This is a genomic window from Capnocytophaga bilenii (genome assembly GCF_017565765.1).
In the GTDB taxonomy this organism is placed as follows: Bacteria; Bacteroidota; Bacteroidia; order Flavobacteriales; family Flavobacteriaceae; genus Capnocytophaga; species Capnocytophaga bilenii.
Genome location: NZ_JAGDYP010000006.1, coordinates 92,297 through 105,308, shown reverse-complemented (window position 1 = coordinate 105,308; position 13,012 = coordinate 92,297). Strand labels below are relative to the sequence as shown.

Sequence of the window (13,012 nt, the reverse complement as noted above, 5' to 3'; positions counted from 1 at the left end):
CAAAGGTACGAACTTATATTCAACTGGCAAAATATTTTAATATAAATTTTATTAATAATATTATTTGTTTAACAAAAATAAGTCTAACTACCCAACACTATCCACCGAAGCACACCCTCTCCCAATTTAAAATTCATTAAACATTAAGTATCAATAATTAAACATTATTTCGTATCTTTGCCCCGTTAATCATTTTTTCTTACATTTAACAAATGCAAATTACCAACACTGTTTTAATGATACGTCCTGTACGTTTCAGAATGAACGAACAAACGGCTGTCAACAACTATTTTCAAGAGAAAATAGATACAGAAAACCAGCAAATTAACCACCAAGCGCAACAAGAATTTGATACCTTCGTACAAAAACTTCGTTTGGTAGGGGTAAAAGTAATCGTAGTAGATGATATTTACGAGCAAAACACCCCCGATTCCATCTTCCCTAACAATTGGATTTCTTTCCATCAAAACGGAAACGTTGCCTTATACCCTATGTTTGCCGAAAATCGCCGCCGCGAGCGCCGCGAAGATATACTTGATAAAATAGAAGCCGAAGGCTTTCTTATAGAAAACGTATATGATTATACCAGTGCCGAAGAAGAAAATATCTTTTTAGAAGGCACAGGCGTTATGGTACTCGATAGGGTAAACCGCAAGGCTTATTGTGCGCTATCCCCCCGTGCCGACGAAGACCTCTTCATTGAATTTTGTGAAGACTTTGAGTACACCCCCATTATCTTCCACGCCTACCAGCAAGTAGGCGATAAGCAAGCCCTCATCTATCACACCAACGTGATGATGGCTGTAGGCGATACCTTTGCTGTAATTTGTGCCGATAGCATCACCGATAAAAAAGAACGAAAAAATGTGTTAGCACACCTCAAAGACGACAAGAAAGACATTATCTACATCACTACACAGCAAATGGAGCACTTTGCAGGTAATATGCTACAAGTACAAGGCGATAACAGCACTTATTTAGTAATGAGCGATGCTGCTTACCAATCGCTTACCCCTGCTCAAATCAATCAATTAGAACAACACACCAAAATATTACATACCAATCTCACTACCATCGAAACCTGCGGCGGTGGTAGCGCCCGCTGTATGTTGGCAGAAGTCTTCAACCCTCTAACCCCTAATGCCTAAAATGGAAAGTATCGATATAAAAGGCTTTAAATCGATTAAAGAGTTACAGCTCCCCCTGAAACCTATCAATATACTGATAGGAGCTAATGGCAGTGGGAAATCCAACTTTTTGTCGTTTTTTGAACTATTGCAAAATATATATCGTAAAAATTTACAAGGATATGTAGCTCTCAACGGAGGGGTAGATAAATTTCTGTACAATGGTAGTAAAGTAACACAAGAAATTGAAGGAAAACTTACTTTTTCTGCAAATTCGTACTCTTTTACATTGAAAAAAGGCGAAAATAACTTAACATTTAGCAAAGAAATATTAAGTTATTACGACAACAACTATGAAGTATCTAATTTTTCTTCTGAAACTTACTTGCATAGTTCAGAAAGTGCCAAATATATAAAAGATTATTTGGAAGAAGTACGAAAATACCATTTCCACGATACTGGTAAAAACGCTCCTTTTCACAAAGCATCCAATATTAATACTGATTTTTTGTATTTATATAATGACGGTAGTAATATAGGAACTTTGCTGTATAAGATTAAACAAGAAAAACCTAAAACATATAATTGGATTTTACAAACAATTCAATCTATAGCTCCTTATTTTTTAGATTTTGTATTAAATCCTAATGAAAATGGCTATATAGAGCTTCTATGGCGTAATAAATTCAACGAACAGCTCTATAATACTTATAATTTTTCCGATGGTACACTGCGTTTTATTGCCCTAACGACATTACTTTTGCAACCTAAGTTACCTCAAACTATTATTATTGATGAGCCCGAATTAGGTTTGCACCCTTTCGCTATAGCCAAATTAGCGGGACTTATCAAATCGGCTTCTCAGCGAGGTTGCCAAATCATAGTAGCTACCCAATCGGTAGAACTAATTAATTACTTTACCCCTGAAGACATCATCACAGTAGACTATAAAAATGGAGAAAGCGTTTTTGAACGTCTTGATGAAGCATCTTTAGCTATTTGGTTAGAAGATTTTAGCTTAGGAGAGTTGTGGAAAGGAAATTTTATTAACGGACAACCTTTTTAATATATGAAAACAATAATTATTATTTGTGAAGGAGCTACTGAAGAAGTGTTTTGTAGGAACTTACTTTCTCAGTATTTACAAAATAGTTGTAGGGTAGAAATACGTTTGTTAGGAGGTAATTGCAACTGGCAACGTATCAAAGATATAGCTGAAAAGGCTTTAAAGCAGCAGAAAGATGCGTTAGTTACTACTTTTTTTGATTATTATGGGGTGAAAACGAGGAAATTCCCTAATTGGAAGGAAACAATAGGAATGAATAATGCTAATGTTAGAGAACGTATTGAAATCTTAGAAAATGGAATGCGCGAAGAGATTGATAGTAATTTAAGATACCGATTTATTCCTTATATCCAATTACACGAATTTGAAGCCTTGTTGTTTAATAGCATAGAAATTTTTGACGATATGTTTGAGCTTGAGCAATATGATAGAACTAAACTGCTAAACATATTTAATGAATTTCCCGACCCTGAAATGATTGATCAAGGAACAGAAACCAGCCCTTCACATAGGCTAATTAAGATTATTCCTGCTTACAGAAAAATAATACAAGGGAATGCAATTGCCGAAAAAATCGGTATAGAACAAATACGTCAAAAGAACAAACATTTTAACGACTGGATAGAACAACTTATAAAATAACTTATAAAAATGGATAAAATAGCATACATTAAATCTAAAATACGCGATGTTGAAAACTTCCCTAAGGAAGGTATTATTTTCAAAGACATTACTCCCCTATTAATGGATGTAAAAGGCGTAACTTATGTAATTGACACTTTGGTAGAAAACCTACACGGGCAACGTATCGATAAAGTAATCGGTATGGAAAGTCGTGGTTTCTTCTTCGGAATGCTACTTGCTCAGCGCCTAAATGCAGGCTTTGTACCCGTACGTAAAAAAGGAAAACTACCCTGCAAAACTATTGCGCAAACTTACGACTTAGAATACGGACAAGACGTACTCGAAATTCACGAAGATGCCATCAACAAAGGCGAAAACATACTTATTCACGATGATATCCTCGCTACTGGAGGAACAGCCGAAGCTGTCGTAAAATTAGTTGAGCGACTTGGTGGCAACATCGTCCAACTCGATTTTTTAATGGAACTCACCTTCCTAAACGGGCGTAACAAACTTAAAGATTACCCTGTTTATAGTATCATCAGTTAGTACCCTATATTTATCAAAAGAGCAAAGCGGTTTTCCCACTTTGCTCTTTTTTATTGTTTTCTTAATTCTCAACTATTATTTGCTGTAAAGTGCTCTCAGCTCTTTAGCCGTTTCCACCATCGCATGCAACGCCGCTTTGGTTTCAGGCCAGTGGCGCGTTTTAAGTCCGCAGTCTGGGTTTACCCATAGCTGCTCTTTAGCCACTACGCTGATAGCTTTCTTCATCAAGTCTGTCATTTCTTGTTGTGAAGGCACACGTGGTGAGTGAATATCATACACCCCAGGACCTATTTCATTAGGATATTTAAAATCTCCAAACACATCCAAAAGCTCCATTTGTGAGCGTGAGCACTCTATGGTAATCACATCAGCATCCATATCTGCAATAGCTTCAATCATATCATTGAATTCCGAATAGCACATATGTGTATGTATTTGTGTTTCATCTTGTACCCCAGATGCCGAAATACGGAACGCTTTGATAGCCCAATCAAAGTAAGCCTTCCACTCGCTTTTGCGCAATGGCAGCCCCTCACGTATTGCAGGCTCATCTATTTGGATAACCTTAATACCCGCTTTTTCCAAATCCACTACCTCATCGCGAATTGCCAAGGCTATTTGCAAACAAGTTTCCGAACGTGGTTGGTCATCGCGCACAAACGACCATTGTAGGATAGTCACAGGACCCGTAAGCATACCCTTCACAGGCAATTTAGTAAGCGATTGCGCATATTGGCTCCAGCGTACAGTCATCGGTTCAGGACGTGAAATATCACCAAAGATAATCGGTGGTTTTACGCAACGCGAACCGTAGCTTTGTACCCATCCAAATTTAGTAAAGGTGTATCCTTTTAGCAACTCACCAAAATATTCCACCATATCATTACGCTCAAATTCGCCGTGTACAAGAACATCTATCTGAGTATCCTCCTGAAAACGAATAGACTCTTCTATCTCTTTTTCAAGAAGCTTATCGTATTCAGCTTGTGTAAGTTCTCCTTTCTTAAAGCGAGCACGCCAGCTGCGTACCTCATCTGTTTGCGGGAACGAACCTATGGTAGTCGTTGGGAATGCTGGCAAGTGAAGCGATTTGTGTTGAGCTTCTTTGCGAACATCAAACGAATGCAAGCGTTGCGCATCTTTATCAGTAATTTTCTGCACGCGCTCTTTCACTGCTTTATCGTGAATAAGCGTTGAAGTCTTGCGGTTTTCAGCAGCTTTTTTATTCTCTTCAAAGATAGCTTTTACCTGTTCACATACCTTTCCTGTAGCAAGAGCTTGTAGAGTAGTAACCTCTTTTACTTTTTGTTTAGCAAATGCCAACCATTGTTTAATTTCAGCAGTAAGTACTTTCTCATTGTTTTCAAGCTCAAGGTTGCAAGGCGAGTGCAATAACGAGCACGAAGTACTCACCCACAAGCGATCAGCTCCAATAGCTTCTTTAGCTTTTTCTATCAATGCCAATGAATGTTCAAAGTTATTTTTCCACACATTGCGCCCATCCACTACCCCAAGCGATAACTTTTTATCTGCAGGAAGTACTTTAAGCACCCTGTCAAGCTGTGCTGCAGCGCGCACCAAGTCTATGTGCAACACATCAAAAGGCAACGATACTGCCAACTCTGTATTATTATCTAGCGCACCAAAGTAAGTAGTAAGTACAAATTCAGTAGTAGGGAATTTACTTCTTAGTTCAGCATATACTTTTTTGTATACAGCCTCAGCACCTTCAGGAAGGTCAAGTACCAAGTAAGGTTCATCTATCTGAATCGTTTTTGCACCTGCACTCACCAAGCTTTCTACTATTTGCAAGTATACAGGCAATAAGCGATCTGCAAGCTCTAAACGGTGAAAACCCTGTTCTTTCTCTTTACCAAGCAACAAGTAAGTAACCAACCCTATAAGTACAGGTTTAGTGTCAAATCCGTGCTTTTTCGCCAACTGATACTCTTGCAAAGGTTTGTTTACAAGAATACGAAACTCCTGATTCTTAGTAAATTCAGGCACTATATAATGGTAATTCGTATCAAACCACTTAGTCATTTCCATAGCGGTGATATCGATTCCATCTTTCTGATAACCACGTGCCAAAGCGTAATAACGCTCTGTATCTCTCAACTTGTGAATAGGGGCAAAACGCTCTGGAATAGCGTTCACCGTAAATGAAAAGTCAAGCATCTGGTCGTAGAAAGAAAAATCATTCGAAGGAATCAAGTCTACACCTGCCTCCTTCTGTAGTGTCCAATTATGAACACGAATATTCTCAGCAACAGACAAAAGCTCTTCTTCGCTGATTTTACCAGCCCAAAAAGCCTCATTAGCCTTCTTAAGTTCTCGTTTTTCACCTATACGAGGATAACCTAATACGTTTGATTTCATATATTCTTTTTAAATTTGCGCAAAGATACAAAATTATTTTTAATTACCATCTATACCAAAAGTACTAATTTTTGAAGAACGTCAAATTCCCATTATCCCTAAACACAGCAAATGGCAATTCAAATCCCTCCATCTTCTTCCCGTTCAGCTGCACACTCTCTACCAGTTCACTACCCTTACTGCGTTCCACACTCTTTATCAAAAACTTTTTATTATCAGGCAATTGCAAGGTTACCGATTTAAATAATGGGCTACCCAGCACATACACATCATCAGCGGGCGTAACAGGGTAAAAGCCCAATGCCGAAAACACGTACCAAGCCGAAGTCTGTCCATTATCCTCATCACCACAATAGCCATCAGGGGTAGGCGCATATAGCTTTTCCATTACCTCCCGCACTTTGCGCTGTGTTTTTTCTGGCTTACCTGCATACTGATAAAGGTATATCAAATGCTGCACTGGCTGATTGCCGTGAGCGTAATTCCCCATATCCATCACCTGCATTTCGCGTATTTCGTGTATCGTAAAGCCGTAGTAACTATCGTCAAAAAGCGGAGGCATCTCAAATACTTGGTCTATTTTTTTCGCAAAAGCTTCCTTACCGCCCATCAAACTGATGAGCCCATTTATATCCTGAAATACCGACCACGTGTAGTGCAAGCTATTCCCTTCCGTAAAAGCATCACCCCATTTTAGCGGATTAAAAGGTGTTTGAAATTTCCCATCTTTATTCCTGCCGCGCATCCATTTAGTTTCTGGGTCAAACACATTTTTATAGCGTCCCATCTGCTCGTAGTATTGTTTGGCAATAGCCACTTTGCCCATCTTTTCTGCCATACGAGCTATGCAATAATCAGCATAAGCATATTCCAGCGTGCGTGCCACATTTTCATTAATATTCACATTATAAGGCACATAACCCAGTTGGTTGTAGTAATCTACCCCCTCACGCCCCACCGATTTCACTGGGCGACCTTTCTCTTGGGTAGCATTCTTCAGCATCGCCTCCAATAGTATTTCAGCATCGGCTTGCGCTATATTCCCCTTCAAATAAGCATCTGCTATTATCGATGCCGAATTAGAGCCTATCATACAATCTCTATGCCCAGGACTTGCCCATTCAGGCAGCCATCCACTTTCTTTATAAGTATTCACCAAGCCCTTCATTATCTGCTGATTCATTTCTGGATACAACAAATTGAACAAAGGAAATACAGCCCTGAAGGTATCCCAAAAACCATTGTCAGTATACATATACCCCGCCTCTACTTTACCGTTATAAGGACTATAATGCACTATTTTCCCTTCTTCATCTATCTCGTAGAATGTACGCGGAAAAAGCAATACCCTATACAAGCAAGAGTAAAATGTACGTAAATGGTCTATATTATCATCTTCCACCTGCACCTTTCCTAATTCACGCTCCCATAAGTCAAAAGCCTTTTGTTTTGTCTGTTCAAAAGTATCACTACCTATTTCCGTCTGCAAATTGCGCTCAGCCTGCTTTGGCGATATAAAAGACGAGGCAACTTTCACGGTTACCTGCTCCCCTCTTTTGGTAGCAAAACCTATTACAGCACCCGTATGGTCGCCGATACTTTCATTTTTCCCAGTCAGTTTATAGCCATCGCCCCAAGTGTTAGTCAGTTCAAAATCCTTATCAAAAGTAGCTACAAAATAATTATGAAAGTTTTCAGGCACACCACCACTATTATTACGGGCATATCCTATAATTTTTCTCTCTTCGGGAATTACCTTCACCATCGACCCTTTGAAGAAAGCATCTAATAATAAATACGACTTTTGATTTTCAGGAAAAGTAACCCGAAACTGCGCTGCGCGGTTAGTAGCAGTAATTTCTACGGAGGTGTCATAATCAGCCAAATACACCTTGTAGTAATGAGGTTGTGCCGTTTCAGCTTTGTGTGAAAACCACGAAGCGCGCTCCTCCTCTTTTATCTTCAGCTCACCTGTTACAGGCATCAACGAAAATGCCCCATAGTCATTTATCCACGGACTTGGTTGGTGGGTTTGTTTAAACCCTCTTATTTTATCAGCGTGGTATTGGTATGCCCATCCATCACCCATCTTTCCTGTCTGGGGAGTCCAAAAGTTCATTCCCCAAGGTACCGCTATAGCAGGGTAAGTATTCCCGTTGGATAAGTCAAAACGCGAGTCTGTCCCCATTAGCGTATTCACATAGTTAGTGTATGGCACGGTTTCCACTACAGCTGTAGCCACCTCTTGTCGTTTCTCTTCACGAGGGGCAACGGACTTATTACAAGCCACTACCACACTTAGCAAACTCAAAATAACAATCCTCCTCATAATTCATTAAATATTAGTTGTTAAACATTTATTACATTCTTTTAAATCTATTATGTGTCCAAAGATAATACGCAGGCTCATCATATATCTGCCTATTTACCCTTTCAAAAAACATATCTGTAATTTGGTAATCAACAAATTCTTGCGGATTTTCTGCCAATACCTCAAAAGTCGTCTGGTAATACCCGCGTTTCACCTTTTCTATTTTTGCAAAAACAATCACCGTATTCAGGGCTTTACCCAATCGCTCTGCCCCAGTAAATACAGGAACACGCAAACCCAAAAAAGGACGCTTATAATTTTTTTTGTTATTAGGCACTTGGTCACTTGCAAATCCATAACAATACACCCCCTGTTCATCTTTGTGCCGCTTCATCTCTTTGTGAGCCGTATAGCGCGAGAGCAAATAACTGTGATGTTTGGTTCGTATTTTCTGCAAAAACTTGTCAAAATACTTGTTTGATAAAGGCGTATAAAGCGCATACGATTTGTGTTTCAAGTAATAAGCCAATGACAGCAACCACTCATAGCTCGCATAGTGGCTACACATAAAAAGTATATTGCGTTCTTCATCTTCGTATTTTCGCAACACCTCTATATTAGTAAACACCATACGGCGCTTCATCTCCTGCTCGCTCATCTTATACGATTTTACCATTTCCAATAGCGTATCGCAAAAGTGATGATAAAACTTTCGCTCTATCACCCTCAATTCTTCTGTCGTTTTAAACGGAAATGCCGTATACAAATTCTTGCGTACCACCTTCACACGGTACTTTAGCAATACGTACATTACAAAGTAAAGCACATCCGAAACACAATACAACAGCCTAAAAGGTAATACCGATAACAACCAAATTATAGGGTACGTTACCAAATATATTATATAATCCATTAATTATAAGCAATTCGCATTAAGTAATTCGTCTGCAAATATACAGAAAAAAACTTTGCCAAATTCATATTCAGCAAAGTTTTTTCTATTATATACACTTTTTATTATAAAAGCAATTTATCTACTTTTTTCAGTAGGATAAGCTATGTGTCCAAAGCCAAGACCTACAAACACGTTCAAATCTTTTCCACCACCTGCTAAGTTGCTGATGATAGAGCTTGAACCTATTGTTAAAAATGAACCCAATCGCAATCCAAAACCTACACTTGTTTTAGTAACCTCGTTGTATGAGATAGGCAAGTAAGCTCCAAAATAGCTAATATCGTAGTGAGGAGTAAGCGAATAAGTAGAAGCGTAGTTTGCATTATACTGGTCTGCTTTAGATTTTGAAGCCACGTTGATATTACCAGCAGCACTCACATAAAGCCCATCAATAATGCGATAGTCAGCACTCAAGTTCAAAGTCGTAGGCAAAGAACTCTTTACAGTACGTCCTGCTACTTGTGTAGTAGCTGTAGTCAAACCTGCTTTTGTCAAAGCCTCTTCCGATAAGTCATCAAGAGACAATTTTATAGCCCCCGATGCAGGCAATTGGTATCTAAACGATTGTTTGTTAAGCTTATACTGAACATTTCCTATATCCATCAATGAAAGCCCTACTTTGAAGTCGTGCGGACGGTTGTGGCAAGTGCGGCAACCATCAAAACGGTATTCATATACCACACCAAGGTCTAACCCCATTGTAGAAGCCTCTTTCCCTAATAGCGAACTCGAACTTAAGTTGCTCAATTTCACCAAATCTGTACCCCCATTTAGCACTTCAAAATTGCCTCCACGAGAGTCTATATTCACCTTTAGTTTGTCATTTTCTACAGTAAGTGATGCCGAACCAGCAAAATCACGGAAGCCAACATACAGATTACCTGCTCCCATTATATATTTTACTGAAGCTCCTGCTTTAATAGCGTTATGTCCATCAAAATACAATTCGCCAGCCCACGAAAGCCCAAACTCAGAAAAACCGTGTAATACTATCTCTTGGTTCTTAAGATTGATACTATAGTTATTGCGAAGCTCCATATTTTTAACATCAGATATGTATGACTGTATTAGTTTTGCATCTATATCATTAATGTTGCCTAATGCACGCACACGTGTAAAGAACCCTACTGAGTGTTTATCGCCTATTTTAAAAAAAGCCGAAGGCCCCAATACATCTATATTCAAACGTGCATTGATATTGTTGTTGTTCAGTAAAGATTTGCTTGCACTCTCAAAGTTGTTGAAACTTTTTGCAATATCAGTACTCAATTTCACTGCATTAGTACCAATATTCACGTTGGCTAAGAACAAAGTTGCATCCCACGGACGTTTACTGCTAATCATATAAGCAGGATTGGCTGTGCGTTGCATCGTACCCGCATATTCACTTTCGCGAAAGCCCACAAACGATTGTTGCGCTTCAGCTGCAAAACCGCTTAATAATAACATTGTTAAAATTACTTTTTTCATTGTCTGTATTTATAAAAATCATTATTTCTATTCAGGGTACAAAGATACAAATTATTTTCTAATGCACAACCCTTTCCATTATTTTTCTTTGCTTTTATGAAGCACTCTGTATTCTTCGTAACATTGGCTGATAGCTTCCAATACCTGCAAGTCGTTTGCAGTCATTATAAAATCGTTAGAATAGTTGCACGAACGTATGATTTCTTCCAGTTCAGCCCTATCCACTTTTAGCAGTTCCAAAAGCGTTTCGCGGTCATAACGTGTAGAAAGTGCATCGCTCAGCTCATTATCTTTACGCATACTGCGCAGTTTTCGCAGTTCTTTTCCTTTGTTGCTAAATGAGCGATACAGCAAGTCGGCAGGGTTCATCACACTGTTCAGTACCCGCCCCACAGCACTGGCACTTGCCCTGCTTTCATAGCCTATTTCTAAGCCCGATATACTATAACGTGTGTTGTTGTTAATAGGTGCATTTTTTGCATCTATATCTAAGTAACCTGTTAGTTTATAGGGGGTTACTACTACCTCTTCCAAAGCGTAGGCAAGTTCTGTCATCCCTATTTTCAGCCCCTGATATTTCACCATATCATTGGTTACCAACACTTTAGTAGATTTATATCCTAAAAATGAAATATACAAAGTATCATTCACAGCCACATTTATCACAAAGTCGCCTTTGTCATTGGTGGTAGTTCCTTTCACCTTATTCAAGTTCAAAATATGCACATTAGGCATCGGTTTGTTGTGCTGTACGCTATATATATGCCCGTGCAACTCAGTTTCCTGAGCCACAAGCGGTGTTACACATAGCAATAGGATAAACTTTAGTATATTCTTCATTGTAAAAAATAGTTTTTAGACAAAATAAGAGGCTATCCGAAAAAAAACACAATTTCACTTTTGCAGTGCTCAACTTCCTTTTTCGGATACCCTCTTGATATTCCTGATATTATTAAGCTTTTCTTAGTTTTTCACGTTAAAAGCTTTTTCTTTAGGATAATAAGCCACACTACCAAGCGACTCTTCTATGCGAAGCAGTTGGTTATATTTAGCCATACGGTCTGAGCGTGATGCAGAACCTGTCTTAATTTGTCCTGTATTCAAAGCTACAGCAAGGTCAGCAATAGTATTATCCTCAGTTTCACCAGAGCGGTGCGACATTACCGCAGTATAACCAGCACGATTTGCCATTTCCACTGCTGCTATTGTTTCAGAAAGCGTTCCTATTTGGTTCACTTTGATAAGGATAGAGTTTGCGATACCTTTTGCGATACCTCTTTCAAGGATAGAAACGTTAGTAACAAACAAGTCATCACCTACCAATTGTACGCGGTCGCCAATTTTGTCAGTAAGCAATTTCCAGCCGTCCCAGTCATTCTGATCCATACCATCTTCAATAGAGATGATAGGGTATTTAGCCACCAATTCAGCCAAGTATTCAGCTTGTTCTGCTGAAGTACGCACTTTACCTTTAGAACCTTCAAAAATAGTATAGTCATATTTACCATCTTTGTAAAATTCAGATGAAGCACAGTCTAAGGCAATTTTAATGTCTTCACCCCATTTGTAGCCAGCTTTGTTTACAGCTTCTTTAATAGAGTCAAGCGCATCTTCAATGTCTTTGAAGTTAGGAGCGAAACCACCTTCATCACCCACAGCAGTACCCAATCCTTTGTTGTGCAACACCTTTTTAAGGTTGTGGAATACCTCTGCACCCATTTGGATAGCTTGTGAAAAGTCTTTTGCATTCACAGGCATAATCATAAATTCTTGGAAAGCAATAGGCGCATCAGAGTGAGCCCCAGCGTTGATGATATTCATCATAGGCACAGGCAAAGTGTGAGCATTTACCCCCCCTACGTAGCGGTACAAAGGCAAGCCCAATTCTTCAGCAGCAGCTCTTGCTACAGCTAGCGAAACACCAAGGATAGCGTTAGCTCCCAATTTAGATTTGTTAGGAGTACCGTCAAGTGCAATCATTGTTTGGTCGATAAGGTTTTGTTCAAAAACATTCATCCCTATCAATTCCTCAGCAATGATTTCGTTAACGTTAGCAACAGCTTTTTGTACGCCTTTGCCCAAATACTCCTTGCCACCATCACGTAGTTCTACAGCCTCATATTCACCTGTTGAAGCACCTGATGGCACAGCAGCTCTACCAAGAGCCCCAGCATCAGTCAATACATCTACTTCCACTGTGGGATTACCACGCGAGTCCAAAATCTGACGTGCATGCACGCTTACTATAATACTCATATTTTTTATATTTTGTTAAATTATTTACTTTCTTTACTTTTTTACACATTACCTACTAGCCCCACAAGTCTCACCTATCCCATAATCGCCCCCGCTGGCGCAAGCTTGCAACTTGTGCCCAATTCAAAATTCAAAATTCAGAATTCAAAATTCTCCTCCTGTCTCACAAGTCGCACCTGTCCCCCAATTCAAAATTCAGAATTCTCCTCCTGCGACTCACACTCCCACTAGTGCGTTACCCCCTTTGGCAAACTTTAAGAGTTTGCCAAAGTTTT

At 39.1% G+C, this 13,012-nt stretch carries 10 protein-coding genes; 4 read left to right on the top strand and 6 right to left on the bottom strand.

What is annotated here, in order from left to right:
- The first annotated feature begins 212 nt into the window (after window positions 1-212).
- The 4 genes from ctlX to J4N46_RS08695 are packed head-to-tail and all read left to right on the top strand — an operon-like array spanning window position 213 to window position 3,366.
- Entirely contained in the window at window positions 213-1,148 is a 936-nt protein-coding gene (gene ctlX / locus J4N46_RS08710) for a citrulline utilization hydrolase CtlX (protein ID WP_208058979.1), read from the top strand.
- Window position 1,149: 1 nt separating this feature from the next.
- The gene (locus J4N46_RS08705) at window positions 1,150-2,193 is read left to right on the top strand and encodes an AAA family ATPase (RefSeq protein WP_208058978.1); all 1,044 of its coding nucleotides are present in this window, start codon (window positions 1,150-1,152) and stop codon (window positions 2,191-2,193) included.
- 3 nt (window positions 2,194-2,196) lie between these two features.
- Complete coding sequence (locus J4N46_RS08700; RefSeq protein WP_208058977.1) at window positions 2,197-2,835, top strand: DUF4276 family protein; 639 nt, start codon at window positions 2,197-2,199, stop codon at window positions 2,833-2,835.
- A gap of 9 nt (window positions 2,836-2,844) precedes the next feature.
- Window positions 2,845-3,366: an adenine phosphoribosyltransferase gene (locus J4N46_RS08695; protein WP_208058976.1), complete on the top strand. Its 522-nt coding sequence runs from the start codon at window positions 2,845-2,847 to the stop codon at window positions 3,364-3,366.
- Between the two features lie 75 nt (window positions 3,367-3,441).
- Here the strand turns inward: J4N46_RS08695 and metE are convergent, their stop codons facing one another.
- The 6 genes from metE to eno form a co-directional block, all read right to left on the bottom strand.
- Window positions 3,442-5,745, bottom strand: coding sequence for a 5-methyltetrahydropteroyltriglutamate--homocysteine S-methyltransferase (gene metE / locus J4N46_RS08690; RefSeq protein ID WP_208058975.1), 2,304 nt, complete (start codon window positions 5,743-5,745; stop codon window positions 3,442-3,444).
- Window positions 5,746-5,809: 64 nt separating this feature from the next.
- The gene (locus tag J4N46_RS08685) at window positions 5,810-8,074 is read right to left on the bottom strand and encodes a GH92 family glycosyl hydrolase (RefSeq protein ID WP_208058974.1); all 2,265 of its coding nucleotides are present in this window, start codon (window positions 8,072-8,074) and stop codon (window positions 5,810-5,812) included.
- A gap of 31 nt (window positions 8,075-8,105) precedes the next feature.
- Complete coding sequence (locus tag J4N46_RS08680) at window positions 8,106-8,969, bottom strand: lysophospholipid acyltransferase family protein (RefSeq protein WP_208058973.1); 864 nt, start codon at window positions 8,967-8,969, stop codon at window positions 8,106-8,108.
- A gap of 117 nt (window positions 8,970-9,086) precedes the next feature.
- A complete protein-coding gene (locus tag J4N46_RS08675; protein ID WP_208058972.1) occupies window positions 9,087-10,481 on the bottom strand; it encodes a DUF5723 family protein in 1,395 nt (464 codons plus the stop codon).
- Between the two features lie 78 nt (window positions 10,482-10,559).
- Window positions 10,560-11,321, bottom strand: coding sequence for a carboxypeptidase-like regulatory domain-containing protein (locus J4N46_RS08670; protein WP_009416408.1), 762 nt, complete (start codon window positions 11,319-11,321; stop codon window positions 10,560-10,562).
- A 123-nt stretch (window positions 11,322-11,444) separates the two neighbouring features.
- Window positions 11,445-12,737, bottom strand: a complete 1,293-nt coding sequence (gene eno / locus J4N46_RS08665; RefSeq protein WP_208058971.1) for a phosphopyruvate hydratase — start codon at window positions 12,735-12,737, stop codon at window positions 11,445-11,447.
- Window positions 12,738-13,012: the final 275 nt, after the last annotated feature.

Excerpts from the sequence above, each read along its gene's own strand:
- ctlX (WP_208058979.1), top strand. The coding sequence starts at position 213 with ATGCAAATTACCAACACTGTTTTAATGATACGTCCTGTACGTTTCAGA.
- J4N46_RS08705 (WP_208058978.1), top strand. The coding sequence starts at position 1,150 with ATGGAAAGTATCGATATAAAAGGCTTTAAATCGATTAAAGAGTTACAG.
- J4N46_RS08675 (WP_208058972.1), bottom strand. The coding sequence starts at position 10,481 with ATGAAAAAAGTAATTTTAACAATGTTATTATTAAGCGGTTTTGCAGCT.
- J4N46_RS08680 (WP_208058973.1), bottom strand. The coding sequence starts at position 8,969 with ATGGATTATATAATATATTTGGTAACGTACCCTATAATTTGGTTGTTA.
- metE (WP_208058975.1), bottom strand. The coding sequence starts at position 5,745 with ATGAAATCAAACGTATTAGGTTATCCTCGTATAGGTGAAAAACGAGAA.
- J4N46_RS08685 (WP_208058974.1), bottom strand. The coding sequence starts at position 8,074 with ATGAGGAGGATTGTTATTTTGAGTTTGCTAAGTGTGGTAGTGGCTTGT.
- J4N46_RS08695 (WP_208058976.1), top strand. The coding sequence starts at position 2,845 with ATGGATAAAATAGCATACATTAAATCTAAAATACGCGATGTTGAAAAC.
- eno (WP_208058971.1), bottom strand. The coding sequence starts at position 12,737 with ATGAGTATTATAGTAAGCGTGCATGCACGTCAGATTTTGGACTCGCGT.
- J4N46_RS08670 (WP_009416408.1), bottom strand. The coding sequence starts at position 11,321 with ATGAAGAATATACTAAAGTTTATCCTATTGCTATGTGTAACACCGCTT.
- J4N46_RS08700 (WP_208058977.1), top strand. The coding sequence starts at position 2,197 with ATGAAAACAATAATTATTATTTGTGAAGGAGCTACTGAAGAAGTGTTT.